Source organism: Thioalkalivibrio sp. (genome assembly GCF_041685615.1).
In the GTDB taxonomy this organism is placed as follows: domain Bacteria; phylum Pseudomonadota; class Gammaproteobacteria; order Ectothiorhodospirales; family Ectothiorhodospiraceae; genus Thioalkalivibrio.
The window spans coordinates 14,865-31,056 of sequence record NZ_JAWLFK010000002.1 but is presented as its reverse complement, the minus strand read 5'-3'; the positions used below and the strand labels follow the sequence as shown (position 1 = coordinate 31,056).

At 66.2% G+C, this 16,192-nt stretch carries 16 protein-coding genes; all 16 read right to left on the bottom strand.

Annotated elements, in window-relative coordinates; genetic code table 11:
* Positions 1-9: 9 nt before the first annotated feature.
* The gene (gene fliP, locus ACESLR_RS00570) at positions 10-762 is read right to left on the bottom strand and encodes a flagellar type III secretion system pore protein FliP (RefSeq protein WP_373025283.1); all 753 of its coding nucleotides are present in this window, start codon (positions 760-762) and stop codon (positions 10-12) included.
* Positions 762-1,202, bottom strand: a complete 441-nt coding sequence (gene fliO, locus ACESLR_RS00565; RefSeq protein ID WP_373025282.1) for a flagellar biosynthetic protein FliO — start codon at positions 1,200-1,202, stop codon at positions 762-764. Before fliO ends, fliP begins: the two co-directional genes overlap by 1 nt.
* 2 nt (positions 1,203-1,204) lie before the next feature.
* Complete coding sequence (fliN, locus tag ACESLR_RS00560; RefSeq protein WP_373025281.1) at positions 1,205-1,789, bottom strand: flagellar motor switch protein FliN; 585 nt, start codon at positions 1,787-1,789, stop codon at positions 1,205-1,207.
* Positions 1,790-1,800: 11 nt separating this feature from the next.
* Complete coding sequence (fliM, locus tag ACESLR_RS00555; protein WP_373025280.1) at positions 1,801-2,775, bottom strand: flagellar motor switch protein FliM; 975 nt, start codon at positions 2,773-2,775, stop codon at positions 1,801-1,803.
* A 10-nt stretch (positions 2,776-2,785) separates the two neighbouring features.
* Complete coding sequence (gene fliL, locus ACESLR_RS00550) at positions 2,786-3,283, bottom strand: flagellar basal body-associated protein FliL (protein ID WP_373025279.1); 498 nt, start codon at positions 3,281-3,283, stop codon at positions 2,786-2,788.
* A 281-nt stretch (positions 3,284-3,564) separates the two neighbouring features.
* Positions 3,565-4,668 (bottom strand): flagellar hook-length control protein FliK, encoded by a 1,104-nt coding sequence (locus ACESLR_RS00545; protein ID WP_373025278.1) that lies wholly within the window; start codon positions 4,666-4,668, stop codon positions 3,565-3,567.
* Positions 4,669-4,733: 65 nt separating this feature from the next.
* Positions 4,734-5,180, bottom strand: a complete 447-nt coding sequence (gene fliJ / locus ACESLR_RS00540; RefSeq protein ID WP_373025277.1) for a flagellar export protein FliJ — start codon at positions 5,178-5,180, stop codon at positions 4,734-4,736.
* On the bottom strand, positions 5,177-6,556 hold the full coding sequence (fliI, locus tag ACESLR_RS00535; protein WP_373025276.1) for a flagellar protein export ATPase FliI: 1,380 nt from the start codon (positions 6,554-6,556) through the stop codon (positions 5,177-5,179). The genes fliJ and fliI overlap by 4 nt, the downstream gene beginning before the upstream one ends.
* Positions 6,553-7,275, bottom strand: a complete 723-nt coding sequence (locus tag ACESLR_RS00530) for a FliH/SctL family protein (protein ID WP_373025275.1) — start codon at positions 7,273-7,275, stop codon at positions 6,553-6,555. Before ACESLR_RS00530 ends, fliI begins: the two co-directional genes overlap by 4 nt.
* Positions 7,272-8,282, bottom strand: coding sequence for a flagellar motor switch protein FliG (fliG, locus tag ACESLR_RS00525; RefSeq protein ID WP_373025274.1), 1,011 nt, complete (start codon positions 8,280-8,282; stop codon positions 7,272-7,274). Before fliG ends, ACESLR_RS00530 begins: the two co-directional genes overlap by 4 nt.
* Positions 8,272-9,942, bottom strand: a complete 1,671-nt coding sequence (gene fliF / locus ACESLR_RS00520) for a flagellar basal-body MS-ring/collar protein FliF (protein WP_373025273.1) — start codon at positions 9,940-9,942, stop codon at positions 8,272-8,274. The genes fliG and fliF overlap by 11 nt, the downstream gene beginning before the upstream one ends.
* Before the next feature lie 32 nt (positions 9,943-9,974).
* The gene (gene fliE, locus ACESLR_RS00515; protein WP_373025272.1) at positions 9,975-10,313 is read right to left on the bottom strand and encodes a flagellar hook-basal body complex protein FliE; all 339 of its coding nucleotides are present in this window, start codon (positions 10,311-10,313) and stop codon (positions 9,975-9,977) included.
* A gap of 112 nt (positions 10,314-10,425) precedes the next feature.
* Positions 10,426-11,796 carry a sigma-54 interaction domain-containing protein gene (locus ACESLR_RS00510; protein ID WP_373054203.1) on the bottom strand — a complete coding sequence of 457 codons (1,371 nt, stop codon included), beginning with the start codon at positions 11,794-11,796 and terminating at the stop codon, positions 10,426-10,428.
* A 207-nt stretch (positions 11,797-12,003) separates the two neighbouring features.
* On the bottom strand, positions 12,004-13,380 hold the full coding sequence (locus ACESLR_RS00505; protein WP_373025270.1) for a sigma-54 interaction domain-containing protein: 1,377 nt from the start codon (positions 13,378-13,380) through the stop codon (positions 12,004-12,006).
* A gap of 79 nt (positions 13,381-13,459) precedes the next feature.
* Positions 13,460-13,996, bottom strand: a complete 537-nt coding sequence (locus tag ACESLR_RS00500; protein ID WP_373025269.1) for a PilZ domain-containing protein — start codon at positions 13,994-13,996, stop codon at positions 13,460-13,462.
* 66 nt (positions 13,997-14,062) lie between these two features.
* The coding region (purL, locus tag ACESLR_RS00495; protein ID WP_373025268.1) for a phosphoribosylformylglycinamidine synthase at positions 14,063-16,192 on the bottom strand (2,130 nt) is incomplete at its 5' end.

Genomic DNA, 16,192 nt, shown 5'->3' with positions numbered 1-16,192 from the left:
TGTCGACTCCTATACGAAAAAGCTGGTGGCCAGGGTGTTCATCATCAGTGCCCAGCCATCCACCAGGACGAACAGCATCACCTTGAATGGCAGCGAGATAATCAGCGGCGAGAGCATCACCATCCCCATCGACATCAGGACCGAGGCCACGACCAGATCGATGATCAGGAACGGGATCAGGATGAGGAAGCCGATCTGGAATGCCGTCTTCAGCTCGCTGGTGATGAACGCCGGGACCAGCAGGCTCAGCGGGATGTCGCCCGCCTCGTCGAAGCCTTCAATGCCGTTGATTTCGGCGAACATGGCGATGTCACTCTCGCGGGTATGCGTCAGCATGAACTCGCGCAACGGCTGCACGCCCGCCTCCAGCACCTCCTCGGTCCCCATTTCCTCGTTCAGGTACGGCACGAACGCGGTGTCGTGGATCTCCTCGATCACCGGGGCCATCACAAACAGGGTCAGGAAGAAGGCCAGGCCGATCAGGATCTGGTTGGAGGGGGTCTGGGTCGTGCCCAGGCCCTGACGCAGGATGGCCAGCACCACGATGATCCGGGTAAAGGATGTCATCATGATCAGGATCGACGGCAGCAGGGTTAGCACCGTCATCAGCAGAATGATCTGCAGCGTGACGGAGTAGGTCTCGCCCCCGTCCCCGTCGGCGGTCACCGTCAACGCCTCGATGCCCTGGCCCACCTGGGCCGCCGCCAGCCCGGGCAGAATCAGAAGGGCCAACCCCAGTGCAATCCGCAGAAGGACCGACATCACGACTGGCCCCGCTCGCCACTGACACCCCGGCGCGTCACCGCCCGCTTGAGGGCGCTGGAGAAGTCCGGGGTTTCGCCAGCCGGCGCCGTGGCCGGCTCGCGCATGGTATGGAGCGTTCGCATGCCCGAGGGGGCCACTCCGACCAGCACCTGCTCGTCGCCCACCTGAACCAGTACCAGGCGTTCGCGCGCCCCCACCGACCGCGCCGCGACGATCTCGATCACCTGCGAGCCGCGGTTCAGTCCCCCCTGCGTCCGGCGTAGCACCCAGCCAAGGACCACGATCGCACCGATCACCAGAACCAGGCCGCCGATCAGCTGTGCCAGATACCCCGCCGCGCCGCTGTTGTCACCCTCCGCGAGCGCGGTGAGGGGCCAGAGGCTGCCCGTGACGGCCGTCAGCAAGAGGGCCGATATGTGTCTATACCGTGGAATCATGGTTACTTGAGCTTGCGGATCCGTTCACTGGGGCTGATCACATCGGTCAGCCGGATGCCGAACTTCTCGTTGACCACCACGACCTCGCCATGGGCAATCAGGGTCCCGTTCACCAGCACGTCCAGGGGCTCGCCCGCGAGGCGGTCCAGTTCCACCACAGAGCCCTGGTTCAGCTGCAGCAGGTTGCGAATGGGGATGCGAGTGCGGCCGATCTCCATGGAGATGGTCACCGGCACATCCAGCACCATCTCCAGGTTCATCTCCTCGCCGGCGCCCTGCACCACGTCCGACAGCTGTTCAGGCTGCAGCGTCTCTGCGCCCGGATCGGGCTTGTGCTTGCGTTCCTTGTTCTCTGACTTCGGCGCTTCCTGGTCGCCTGCTGCGGCCCCTTCGGCCTGTGCCTCGTTGAGCAGCGCGTCGGGATCGGCGGCCTCTTCGCCGTCCTCGTCCTTCTGCTCCGCCAGCGCGGCGGCCCATTCGTCGGCCAGGGCCTGGTCGTCCGAACCCCCCTCCGCCTCCGTGTTATCGGTGACGTCCCCATCGTCCGGGGTCGGGGTGTCCTGCTTGGGATCGTCGGTGTCTGCCATGCTGCGGCCCTCTATCGTTTGATAATGCGTTCCGCAATCTGGATCGCATTCATGCCATTGGATACGCCGAATTTCCCGTGGAACATCGGGATGTCCTCGACCTGCAGAGTGATCTTCTCGGGAAGCTCGACCGGGATGATGTCGCCGGGCTGGATATCCAGCAGCTCGCGGACGGTGACGTCGGTCTCTGCGAGGATGGAGCTGATCTCGACCTCGGCAGTCTGGATCTCGTCCTCCAACGCGTGCATCCACCGCTGGTCCACGTCGGACCGGTCCGACTGGATGCCGGTATCGAGCTGTTCGCGAATCGGCTCGATCATCGAGTACGGCAGCGTCACGTGCAGGTTTCCGCCGCCCCCGTCGAGCTCGATATGGAATTCGCTGATGACCACGATCTCGGTGGGCGAGACGATATTCGCGAACTGCGGGTTGACCTCGGAGTTCAGGAACTCGAACTGCAGCTCCATCACCGGCTGCCAGGCCTTCTGCATGTCCTCGAAGGCGCCTTCCAGCACCCCATGGACCACCTTCATTTCCATCGGCGTAAAGTCACGCCCTTCGATACGGGTGTAGTAGCGCCCGTCGCCGCCGAAGAAGTTGTCCACCAGGATGAACACCAGCTTGGGATCGAACACGAACAGTCCGGTCCCATGCAGCGGATGCGCCCGCACCAGGTTCAGGCTGGTGGGCACGAAGAGCGAGTGCATGTATTCGGAGAACTTGGTGATTCGGGTGCCGACCACCGAGATCTCGGCGGAGCGGCGCAGCACGTTGAACAACCGGACCCGAAGATGTCGCGCGAAGCGCTCGTTGATCATCTCCAGCGTGGGCATCCGCCCGCGGACGATCCGGTCCTGCGTGGCGAAGTTGAATTCGCGAGCCTGGCCGTCACTCGGATAAGGGTCTTCGGTCTCGACGTCGCCCTCGTCCACGCCATGCAGGAGGGCATCGATCTCGTCCTGGCTGAGGATATCCGTCTGTGCCATGACGGGGCTCCTACTGCATGACCAGTTCGTTGAACAGCACGGCTTCGACCGCCTCCGGCGCATCGCGCGAGCCCAGGATCTCGCGGATCGCCTCCTTCAGCTCGTCCGCCAGCGCCTCCTTGCCCTCACGCGTATTGAGATCCTCGTACTGCTGTTCCGCCAGAATGCCCAGGATGTTGTTCCGGATCGCCGGCATGTGCTCTTCAAAGGCCTCGTCGACCTCCGGATCCTGGGTCACCAGGCTCAACTCCACCCGCAGGTAGCGGATGCGCCCCGGGGCCTCGATGTTCACCGTCATCGGGTCCAGGCTAGTGTAGAAGCGCTCGGGCGGGCCGGCCTCGACCTCTTCGGTTTCTTCACCTTCCGCCATCAGGAAGAACCAGGCGCCGCCGGCAGCGCCGGCCAGCAGCAGAACCCCGATCAGAGACAGGACGATCAGCTTGCCCTTGCCACCCTTTTTCGGGGTACCACCTTCTTCTTCCTCAAGATTGACTTCCTTCTCCGCCATGTCGCACCCGCTGTCCGGTAAACCGAGGATTTCTCTCGGTCCAGACAATAGCAAGGCGGATGCCAGAGTTCGAATTACGGTTTACATTCCGATACTTATCGGAAACCGCAGGAAGCACAGGAGCGTGCTTCACGAAGAACCTCGGCGGAGAACGTCAAGAATCGGCCACCCCGCCCCGGGGAAAGACGGGATCTTGGCGGCGTGTCGGCGGCTAATCGCTCAGAGGGGAGGTGTGCCGCCAAGGGCGGCCGTGAGAGGTCTTTTGTCGGCCTGCGCCGGACTCAGGCGAACAGGTCCAGACGCCGGTTCAGTATCGAGAGGGTACTGCCCTCATTGTCGCCTTCGTGGTTCTCGGCGGTCTCGCCCTCCACCGGCGCGGCGCCGCCCGTATCCTGGCCGCGCGCATCCTGCTCGGGCTGTTCCTCCGCCGCCTGGTCGGACACCGTTGCATCGTCGAGCTGTAGGCCACTCTCCGCCAGGCTGTCACGCAGTCGCGGCATGGCCGCCTCGAGAACTTCCCGAGTCACTGGGTTGGTACTGATGAACTGAATACTGGTGCGATCGCCATCCACCTGCACGCGGACGTCCAGGCTGCCCAGCTGTGGCGGGTGTAACTTGAGTTCGGTCCGTCCACCCTGCCCCATGGCCAGCTGCCGGACCTGGTCCGCCAGCTCGCGCCCTCCGTTCGGCTGTTGCAGCAACCGGGTCAGATCCAGCCGCGGCATGGCGCGGGCGGCCTCCCCGGGGTCGACCTGCCCGCCGCCGGCGACCGGGAGGACCCCCGCAAGGGGGTCCGTGCGCCCGCGTCGCGACTCTTCCCCGCCCTGCGTCATCCATTGGGCAAGAATCTCCAGCACGTTGTCGCGCGCAAGCCCGCCCTGGCCGCCCAGGACATCGGGCTTGAGGGCGGCCATCCCGTCACGCGCCCCGGACGCCTGGCTTGCCTCCACGAACAGTTGCATGACCGCGGCGGGCAATGGCTTCACCGGCGACCCCCGGCCTTCGCCGACGCTCCGGCCCAGGCCCCCATCGCCCCGCACTGAATCCCCGCCTGCGGGTTCCGTTACCGCGGCCATCAGCGCGGCAACCGGCAACCCCTTGCCATCCCCCTCGGAAGCGGCGGCGAGGCCCTGCCCGTCGAGCAGATCCTGCAGCCGCGCAAGCATCGCCTCCAGGTCCAGCCCTTCCAACTCGTCTTCGGCCACTCCCAGACGGGCCAGCAAGGCCTCCATCTGGGGTTCCAGCACTGCGAGGAAGCCGTCACCCTCGCCGCCCTCGAGACTGCCTTGGAGGCCCTTCAGGCCATCCAGGTCCTGCGTCGAGCCGCCGCCCAGTAATTGCAGCAGCGGCTGCATGCCCTGGCCGGTATTTGGTGTCGCGATCATGTCCGGATCCTCGGTATGCCGGGGTGATACCCGCGCCCTTTCCTCAATCGATCATCACGGTCCATTCAAGAACCCTGCCAACGCGTCTCTACCTCGCGCGCATGGGCCTGTCTTGTGGCCCACATGTCCTGCTCGGTCTGCTGACGCCGGGCATCGTTCTGCGCCGTTTCGGCCCGCCGGCGCTCGAGCAGCTTTTCCAGCGACAGGCTGTTGCGATGGCGTTCCAGCCATTCCTGCCGTGCGGTCTCCACCTGCGACTCCGCCGCCTGGATACGCAGATCCTGCTGCTCCAACGCGGAACGCAACTGGTCGCGCATCCCCGCCAGCCACTTCAGGGCATTCGCATCATCCGGCAGGGTCGCCTGCAGGTATTCGCGCTGATACGTCTCCAGCCGTTCGCGTTGACCCTCGATGGCATCCAGCTGCTGCAACCGCTCGCCCAGCTGACGCGTCGCCTCGCCCTCCTCGAGTCGGCGCAGGCGTAACAGGCGCTCCAGGCGTTTCGGATTCATGCCGCCGTCCCCACCAGTGCCAGCAGCTCGTCGCGTGCGCGCTCGAAGCCAATGGCCTCCTCGCGACCCTGTGCCAGGAAGGCCTCGAGGCGTTCATGCATCGCCACCGCCTCATCCAGGTGAGGGTCGGCGCCCTTGCGATAGGCGCCCACCGCGATCAGGTCGCGATTGCGCATGTAGGTCGCGGCGAGATCGCGGAAACGCCGCGCCGCGCGTTCGTGTTCCGGCGAGATCAGCGAGGACATCACGCGCGAGACCGAGGCGCCCACATCGATGGCCGGATACCGACCGGTCTCCGCCACCTCGCGCGACAGGACCACATGGCCATCGAGGATCGCCCGCGCGGCGTCCACGATGGGATCATTCTGATCATCGCCTTCGGCCAGCACGGTATAGAAGGCTGTGATGGAACCGCCCCCGACGTCGCCGTTGCCGGCGCGCTCCACCAGCTGCGGCAGACGCGCGAACACCGAAGCCGCGTAGCCCTTGGAGGCCGGGGGTTCCCCGATCGCCATCGCGATTTCGCGGGCCCCCTGGGCAAAGCGGGTCAGGGAATCCATGAGCAGCAGCACGTGCTGGCCCTGATCACGGAAATGCTCCGCCACCGCCGTCGCCACCCAGGCGCCATGCTGGCGCAGCAGCGGCGACTGGTCGGCGGGCACGGCCACCACCACCGTGCGCGTGCGCGATTCCTCGTCCAGGATCTCGTGGATGAATTCGTTGACTTCCCGGCCGCGTTCGCCGATCAGCCCCACCACGATCACGTCTGCCGTGGTGTTGCGGGTCATCATCCCCAGCAGCACACTCTTGCCGACCCCCGAGCCCGCGAATAGACCGAGACGCTGGCCGCGCCCCACCGACAACAGGCCATTGATCGCCCGGATCCCGACATCCAGCGGCTCGCGCACGGGTGCGCGCTGCAAAGGGTTGATCGGGCGTCCGGCCAACGGCCCGAAGTCATGGGTGCGGATCGGGCCCTGCCCGTCCAGCGGCTGCCCATTGGCGTCGATCACCCGCCCCAGAAGCCCCTCCCCAACCGGAATCTGGCGCTGGTTATCCAGCGGTTCAATGCGCGCCCCGGGCGTCAGGCCCGTGGCCAGCTCCTCGGGCATCAGGAAGGTACGTTCGTTCTGGAAGCCGACCACTTCGGCCGGTACCGGGTCTCCGGTCTCGCCATGGATCAGGGCGCGCCCGCCAATCGGCAGGCGCAGCCCCTCGGCCTCCAGCGTGAGCCCGGTGAGACGCGACAGGTGCCCCTCCGACTGCGGCGGGTTGACCCGCTCGACCCGTCCTCGGGTCTGTTGCAGGCGATCCAGCAGCCCGGTGCTCAGGCGTTCGCGGCCCTTGCGGCCCAGTTCGTCGATCGGGGTGCTCATGAATCCTCCGCGGTCGAGCCCGGCTCCGGGCGGACTGCCGGCGAGCCCTGTGGCGCCACGTCATCCGCCGTCATCGGGACTTCGCCGTTCCAGAGCGCCTCGATGGCGTGTTGCAGCCGCCGCTCCAGGCTTGCGTCCACGCTGGCCGCGCCGGCCTCGACCCGGCAGCCGCCGCGCGCCAGGGACGGGTCCGCTACCCATGTGATCCGTGTATCCGCCCGTTCACCGTACGTCTCGACCAGTCCCTGGTCCTCCGGGTTCACGTGCACGCGGACTTCCTGGTTGCGCCCCGGGAGCTGGGCCAGCGCCCCTTCCAGAACCGCCCGGATCTGCTCCGGCCGCGACTCCAGTTCGCTCTGCACGACCTTCCGCGCCAGCACGGTCACCAGCGCAAGCAACTCCGGCTCCAGGGCGTCCGCGGCTTCGGCCAGCGGATCGGCCAGCCCACCGGCAACGGCCTCCAGTGCCGCCACGGTCTCGCGCAGCTTCTTGTCCTCGCGCGCGCGGGCGGCCTTCTCCGCCTCCTTCTGGCCCAGTTCATGGCCTTCGGCATAGCCGGCCTCGAAGCCGTTCTTGCGCGCCTCTTCCTCGATCGCCTCGATCTCGGCGGCGGTGGGCAGCCGGCGGGGCGGATGGACACCTTCCGCGCCGATCTCCGGCGGCTCCCACAGCGATGCCGAGGCGTCGGCATGCATCCTGGCCGCCGGGCTCTCGGTCACAACATCGCCTCGCTACCGCCACCACCCAGCACGATGTCGCCGTTCTCCGCTAGGCGCCGGGCCACCGAAAGGATCTCTTTCTGTGCGGCCTCGACCTCGCTGACGCGCACCGGGCCCTTGGCCTCGAGGTCCTCGCGCAGCATCTCGCCGGCGCGCTTGGACATGTTGCGGAAAATCTTGTCCTTCAGATCGTCATCCGCGCCCTTCATCGCGAGCACCAGGGATTCGGTCTGGATCTCGCGCATGAGCGTCTGAATGCCGCGGTCGTCGATGTCGACCAGGTTCTCGAAGACAAACATCTCTTCTTCGATCCGTGAGCCCAGGTCGGAGTCGGACTCCTTGATCGTCTCCATGATCTCCGCTTCCCGTGACCCCTCCATCAAATTCATGATGTTGGCCGCGGAACGGACACCCCCCAGCATGGAGGTCTTGCTCGCGGCATTGCCGGAGAGTTGCCGGTCGAGAATCTCGTCGAGTTCCTGCAGGGCCTGGGGCTGGACGCCGTCCATGGTCGCGATGCGCATCACGATGTCGGACTGAACCCGCCCGGGCAGGTACTGAAGGGTGTCGGAGGCCTGGTCGGAGTCGAGGTGCGACAGGACGATGGCCACGATCTGCGGGTGCTCGTTGCGCAGCATATCGGCGATCGCCCGCGGATCCAGCCACTTGAGGGCCTCGATCCCTTTGGAATTGCGCCCCAGCAGGATCCGGTCAATCAGGCCCGAGGCCTTGTCGCCCAGCGCGCTCTCCATGACGCTGCGCACGTATTCGTCGGCACCCACGCCCAGTGCGGTCTGTTCCTGCACATGGCTGGAGAATTCGTGCAGCGTCGCGTTCACGTCGCTGCGCGAAATCCGGTCCATGGAGGCCATCGCGGTGCCAATCTTCTGCACCTCCTTGGGTCCCATGTGACGCATGACCTCGGCGGCGGCATCCTCACCGAGACTCATCATGAACACGGCGGCACGTTCGGCGCCTTCCAGCTTGGAGTTCTTGTCAGCGGCCATCGTCACCCAACCACGTCTTCATCACCTGTGCCACGCGCTTGGGATCCTCGCGGACCATCTCGCGCACGGCCTCCAGATCCATCTCCTGCTGATCCGGGCCCTTGGGCCCCGTCAGCGCGGCCACCGCCGAGCCTTCGCTCTGCCGCATGCCGGCCTCACCACCACCGGACTCGTCCGTGAGGGCCTCGCGATCGTCTTCGCGCCGCTGCGGAGCGGGCGGAGCCTTCATCAGATGTTTCATCGCGGGTCGCACCACCGTCAGCAGGATAATCAATGCCAGCAACAGCGCCGCCCCGATCTTGAGGGCCTCGAGGAACCAGGGCTGTTCCCAGAAGGCGATCTCTTCCGCCGGAAGCTCCTCTTCGGTTGCCTCGAACGGGGCCGTCACCACGTTAATGGTATCGCCACGCTCGGCATTGAAACCAACCGCCTCGCGCACCAGTGCCTCGATGCGGTCCAGTTCTTCCTCGTCTCGCGCCACCTGCACCGTCTCGCCGTCATCATTCACTTCCTGTCGGAAGTCCACCACGACCGCCGTGGATACCCGCTGCACGTCGCCCGGCATCTCGCGAATGTGATTGATCCGGCGATCCACTTCGTAATTGCGGGTCACGTTGGTGCTGCGGCTGCCCGGGATTGGCGCCGGCTGTACCTCGCCTCCTTCCTCGTCCTCGCCGCCCACTACCCCACCTTCGGGCGGCTGGTTTGTAAGTGCCCCGGGAACGCCGCCCATGCCCCCTTCGGACCCCGTGCGTTCGTCCTCCTGGGTCTGCTCGGAGCGCAGCGCGATTGTCTCGGGATCGTACAGCTCCTCGGTCCGCTCGGTGCGCGAAAAATCGATATCCGCGCTCACCTGCACCCGAACCTTGTCATCCCCCACCATGGGAATCAGCAGGTCCCGGACGCGGTCGGTGTAGCGGTTCTCCACGTCCCGGGTGAAGCTGAGGCGATCGCCACTGCCGCCCATGCCCGCCTCGGCCCCATCCTGGGTCAGCAGGTTCCCGCGCTGATCCACCACGGTCACGCGTTCGGGGTCCAGATCTGAGGTACTGGACGCCACCAGGTGGACAATCGCGCCTACCTGCGACTCGCTCAGGGAGCGATTCCCTCGCAGGTGCACCACCACCGAGGCACTGGCCGGCTGCCGGTCGCGCACGAATACCGACTGCTCCGCCTCCGCGATATGAACCCGAGCCCGCTCAACCGCATCCAGCGAGGCAACCGTGCGGCCCAGTTCGCCCTCCATCGCGCGATGGTGGCGGGCCCCCTCGATCCTGCGACTGGTGCCCAAACCGGTGTCTTCCTGCAACAGTTCGAACCCGAGATCACCGGAGCGTGGCAGGCCCTCGCTTGCCACCTGCAACCGCGCATCGGCCACGTCGCCCTGCGGAACCTTCACCTGCCCGGTGGTGGAATCCACCTGATACTGGATGCCGGCCTCGGAGAGCACCTGCACCACCTCGGCCGAGTCCTCCGCCTCCATGCTTGGAAACAACGGCACGTAGGTGGGGCGCATGGCCCAGTACAGCAGCGCCACGACCACCACGATCGCGCCCGCCAGCATCCCGATCAACGCCAGCTGGCGCCCCGCGGGCATCCCGTTGAACTCCTTGATCCCCCCGGTCACCACCGCGGGCAGGGATTGTGCATTCTCGGCCATCGCCCGTTTTCTCCCTCAGCCCGTCCGGCCGATCAGACCTGCATCCGCATGATTTCCTGGTACGCCGACAGCAAGCGGTTGCGTACCTGATTGGTCGCCTCGAAGGCGATACTGGACTTGCTCATGGCGGTCATTACCTGCGGCAGGCTGACGCTGTCATCCCCCAGTTCGAAGCGGGTCTGCAGATCGGAAGACGTCTGCTGCACCTGATTCACGCCGCGCAGCGACTCGGTTAACACGTTCTGGAAGTCCGCGCCGCCCATTCGCTGCGACTCGCGATTGGACTGGGCAGGGTTGGCACCCTCGATCCCGTTCGTCTGCGTCAACTGCCGCATCTGCTGCAGGACATTCTGGATCTGCATCTCGCTCATGGTCGCTACCCTCGGGCTTCTTGCCATGTCCGGCCGTTCACCAGGAAGGGCCGGACACGACTTTGTACTGTCTGGAAACGGTCAAGCAATCCACATGCCAGACCGCCGTGTATCAACCCGAAGCGGGCACTGCAAAGCCGTGCTCGCGCAGGCGTGCAAGCTTGTAACGTAATGTTCTGGGGCTGATTCCCAGACGATCCGCCGCCTCCTTGCGGCGCCCCCCCGACTCGCGCAGCACATTCAGGATCACCCGCCCCTCCTGAGTCTGAAGGGTCTGCTCAAGCATTGGTGTCGGATTTTCGTCGGTGTCGTCAGCGTCCTTGCCGGCGGCGCGGGCTTCAGTCCCTGTCGCGTCCGCTCCGACCCACGGGCTCAGCATGTCGGCATCCAACCAGAGCCCCTCTGCCGTCACTTGCGGGGACTCGCCCTCATGGAGCGTGACCGCACGCTCCATCACGTTGGCAAGCTCGCGCACGTTGCCCGGCCAGTCATGCGCCTGCAGGCGTCGCTGCGCGCCCGCATCGAGATCCTGCAGTCGTCCCCCGCTCAAGCGGCGCAGCAGAGCCTGCGCGAGCGGGACGATGTCCTCGGGCCGGTCGCGCAGGGGCGGGATGCAGACGGGGAACACGTTCAGGCGGTAGTAGAGGTCCTCGCGCAGCTGGCCTTCGGCCAACGCCGCGCGCAGATCCCGGTTGGATGTTGCGATCACCCGCACGTCCACGCGCAACACCTGCCGCCCCCCCAGGGGTTCGACCTCCCGCTCCTGCAGCGCTCGCAGCAGCTTCGCCTGCAGGTGCACGGGAATCTCCGTCACTTCGTCCAGCAACAGGGTCCCCTTATGGGCGCGCTGGAACTTGCCCGGCCGTGCCTCCACGGCACCGGTAAAAGCGCCTTTGGCATGACCAAACAGCACGGCCTCGAGCATCGCCTCGGGAAGTGCCGCACAGTTGATCGCCTCAAACGGGCCCTGCTTGCGTGGCGAACGTGCATGCAACTGCCGGGCAAGGACTTCCTTGCCCACTCCCGACTCTCCGGTTACGAACACGGTCGCGCTGCTCGGCGCGATGCGCGAGACAAACCGGTCGATCCCCTGCATCGCGGCACTCCGGGCCACCAGCGCGGGGGCCTCGAATTGACGCTCGGCAACCAGCAGCGATCGAAGCCACTGAGCCAGAGGTTCCGCCATCTCGGGCAGCGCAAAGTGTGCATCAACACCGGCCCGCATGGCCGCCAGTTCGTGCTCATGGCTGGCATCCAGACTGACGACGGCGAACGGCGCGCGCGGCTCCGGCAGGGATCCGGCGGTCATGGCCCCGGCATCCCCCAGGAGCACAGCAGCGGCACGGGTTCCCTCAAGGATCTTCGGCAGGGCCGCGGTCGAGCAGGTCTGCAATCGCACCCGCGGAATCTTGGCCAGCACTCGGACCACGGCCTCGCGCAGGGCCGGTTCGGCATCCGCCAACAGGATTGTGGCTCGCGACATGAACGTCTTCCCTCAGAGATTCGGGAGACATTCAGCAAAAAACATGCCGGATCGATAGGCTATTGATTGTTTGGGACTTGAAGAGCCGCAGCACTGGAACCGTCAATCCCTCGGCAGCAAAGGAGGCCCGCTCCATGATTCAGGGTGACGAGATTCCGACCCCTCGGATCCCGCACCCGCGATCGGCCGGACCTTTCCGGTATCGCGTCAGCCCTTGCCCAGACCGAACTTGCGCATCCGCTCGACCAGGGTGGTTCGGCGCATGCCCAGACGCCGAGCGGCGCGCGCGACGACGTGCCCGGTCTCCTCCAGGGCACGCGTGATCATGTCGCGCTCGAGGTCGTTCAGAAAACTGCGAAGGTCCACGCCTTCCGGCGGGAGGCCTCCAGCCAGCAGGCTGGCGCCCGCGGGGCCCGCATCGGAGGCGCCCGGTGCGGTGGGCGGCAGGGTCAGGTCTTCGATCCCGTCGGGGCGCACCCGCGGCGGTAGCTGCGCGAGGTCGACCGGGAGGTCGGGATACATGATCGCGAGCTGTTCGAGCAGATTCGCCAGTTCCCGAATGTTGCCCGGCCACTCCAACTGTGACAGATGCGCGATGACCGCCGGTGTCAGGTGCGCCGGCGTCATGCCCTGTTCCCGCAGCCGTTCTTCCAGCGCCACGATCAACTGGGGCAGGTCACTGGTGCGCTCGCGCAGGGGTGGCAATTCGATGGGAAAGACGCTCAGGCGAAAGAAAAGATCCTGACGGAAACTGCCATCCGCCACCGCATCATCCAGATTTCGGTGGGTGGCCGCGATGATCCGTGCGCGCGCCGGCATTGACTTGTTGGAACCCACCCGCTCGAACACTCGTTCCTGCAGCACACGCAGGAGCTTCACCTGCATCGGCAGCGGCATGTCACCGATCTCGTCCAGGAACAGCGTACCGTCCTCGGCCAGTTCAAAGCGGCCGGCGCGGGCGGTGAACGCGCCGGTAAAGGCCCCCTTCTCGTGGCCGAACAGTTCACTCTCCAGAAGGTCGCCCGGGATCGCGCCACAGTTCACGGCCACGAATGGTTTGTCCGCACGATCCGATGCGTTATGGATAGCGCGAGCCACGACTTCCTTGCCAGAGCCGGTTTCGCCCAGGATCAGCGCCGTGGCTTCGGTGCGCGCGACCTGCCCCACCAGACGCTTCACCGCCTGCATCGTGGGATGTACCCCCACCAGCCCGGGCATAGCGTCGTATCCGGGTTCACGGCCAAAGCGCAACCACTGCAGAACCTGCGAAACCCCTCCGATCGACAGCGGATGGTCGACAACACAATCCACGCCGGGGGCATGAACCTTCCCCCCATCGGTGGGCTGAACCACGACCGGGGCGGCATCGCCCCCCCGCTCTTGCAGGCGGGCCTCGAGGTCGGCCGCGGGGCCGCAAAGCCACACGGCAGCGGTCGGCGTGCCATCTGTCAGATCGTTGGGATCCTCGTGGGTCTCGGCCTGGAACCCGAGACAGTTAAGAATGGCCTGGGTGGCATCCGTGGCGCCCGCCTCTCCGCTGAGCACAATACGGATCGTCTGCTGGTTGTCGCCCGAATCCTGCATACGGCTTTTCCCGATTGATGCGCCCGGATGGAAAGGCTTGCCATCATCCGATGATGTGATCGAGTTCGCAGTATCCGGTCTACTTGCGACTGCCGTCAACTTTCTGGCGTTTCTCGGCGATGTGGCGGCGATGCAGCCGGAATATCCAGCGGCCGATGGCCTCTCCCAGCGGGCCCTGGACACCCGACCAGCGAGTCATTTGCTGGCTTCCACGGGTTGTCGGGGTCTCGACACCGAACACACAGGGCTGTGGAAGCAGGCGGCTGAGATAGACCTCCACACGGTCGCAATCCTCCGGCAGGGTGCCTCCGGGGAGCACGATCCCGTGGCCACTGATCGTTACCTCCACCGGGTCCGGACGCTCCGGGTGCAGCGACTCCGCGACCAGGTGCAGCAACAGATCCAGCTTGTGCTCCAGGCGCTGCACCTCGGGCGCGGCCTCATCCTCGTGGGGCATCGAGCCGCGCGGGTGCGCATCGTCGAACAGGTCAAGGCTTTCGATCAGGCGCTGGGCGAGGACTGGATCGGTGGTGGGACGTTTGGACGGACCGATCATCAGGTCCGTCGTTACGCGCAGTTCCTCCCCGAGGAAATCGTCCTGACCGGCTTCATCCATGTTCGCACCCGCCTCCCTCGTCATCCGTGCAAATGCCTTCGTTATAGACCATCGATCCGCTGCACCTCAGCCCACGAACACCCGCGCGTTGCGGAACAGCCGCAGCCACGGGCCATCCTCGCCCCAGTCCTTCGGATGCCAGCTGTGCTGCAGCGTGCGGAATACGCGCTCCGGGTGCGGCATCATGATCAGCGCCCGTCCGTCCTGGCTGGCGAACCCCGTAGCCCCGCCCACCGACCCGTTCGGGTTGGCCGGATACTGCGTGGCCGGGGTGTCATCGGCCTCGACGTAGCGCAGCGCGGCCTGATCGTGGATCGGCGCCCCGTCGGCATAGCGTGTGCGCCCTTCGCCATGCGAGACCACCACCGGCAGCACGGAGCCCGCCATGCCGTCCAGCAGCACCGCCGGCCCCGGCTCGATGCGAACTTGCGACAGGCGCGCCTCGAACTGCTCGGAGCGGTTGCGAATGAAGCGCGGCCAGTGGTCGGCCCCGGGAATCAGGGGCGCGAGATGCGACAGCATCTGGCAGCCGTTGCAGACGCCCAGCGTGAAGGTTTCGTCGCGCTCGAAGAAGCCCTGGAAGGCATCGCGCAGGTCCGGGTGGTTCAGGATGGTCTGCGCCCAGCCGCCACCGGCACCCAGCACGTCGCCATAGGAAAAGCCGCCACAGACGGCCAGCCCCTGCATCAACCCCAGATCCTGGCGCCCGTCGAGAAGATCCGTCATGTGTACGTCCACCGGCGTAAATCCCGCGCGTTCGAATGCGGCCGCCATCTCCAGCTGCCCGTTGACGCCCTGCTCGCGCAGGATCGCCAGCCGCGGGCGTTCACCACGCGCGATCATCGGGGCTGCCACGTCCTCGGCTGGGTCAAACGTCACCCGGGGTGCCAGCCCCCCATCGGCGTCCACCCGGGCAAGTTCTTCGTCGGCGCACTCGGGGTCATCACGCAGGCGCTGCATGTGCGCCGACGTCTCCTGCCAGCTTCGCTGCAGGTCCGCCCGGGTGGAGGCGTACCGCTCGATTCCTTCCTGCCGGATCACGATGCGTTCGTCATCCGTCAGACGCGCCACGGGGTGCAGGTGCGCCTCCAGCCCGGCTTCCGCCATGGCGTCACGCAGGGCCGAGTCGGTACCCGCCGCCACCTGGACGACCGCGCCCAGTTCTTCGTTGAACAGCCACGCCGCGAGGGCGTGCCCGCCGGGCACGTCGATGTCCAGCCCGCAGCGACCGGCAAAGGCCATCTCCAGCAGCGTGGTCACCAGCCCACCGTCGGAACGATCGTGGTAGGCGCACAGCAGGCCGGTGCGGCGCAACGTGGCGATGGCATCGAAAAAGGCTCGCAGGCGGCCGGCATCCACCACGTCGGGCGGGGTGTCGCCGACATGCCCCCAGGCCTGGGCAAGGGCCGATCCGCCGGTTCGCGCGCTCCCTTCGCCCAAGTCGATCAGCCACAGCCGGTCATCCGCCTCCGGGTCCGGCTGGGGTGTCAGGGTCCGGCGTGTATCCGTCACCGGGGCGAAACCCGAAACGATCAGCGAGACGGGCGCGTGCATGTGACGCACCTGCCCTTGCTCGGTCTCCCATACCGTACGCATCGACAGCGAGTCCTTGCCCACCGGGATCGAGATCCCCAGTGCCGGGCACAGGTCCTCCGCGATCGTCCGCACGGTATCGAACAGGTTCGCATCCTCGCCCGGCACGCCGGCGGCCGCCATCCAGTTGGCCGACAGGCGAATCGCCGGCGTGCCCTCGATATCCGCCGCCGCCAAATTGGTCACCACCTCGCCGATCGCCATGCGCCCGGAGGCCGGGGCCGACAGGATCGCCAGTGGCGTGCGTTCGCCCATGGCCATCGCCTCGCCAGTGTAGCCATCGAAATCGGTCAGGGTCACCGCGCAATCGGCCACCGGCACCTGCCAGGGCCCCACCATCTGATCCCGCGTGACCAAACCGCCCACACTGCGATCTCCAATGGTGATCAGGAAATGCTTGGCCGCGACCGAAGGCATGCGCAGCACGCGCTCGAGCGCTTCCGCGAGCGGACAGGCCTCGGGGTCGAAATCCGTCTCCGGCGGCGGCAGGCGCCGATCCTCGCGCGTCATCCGCGGCGTCTTGCCCAGCAGCATGCCCATGGGCATGTCCACCGGCGGTTCGTGGAACAGGCTGTCCTCGACCTTCAGGTGCCCCTCGTCGGT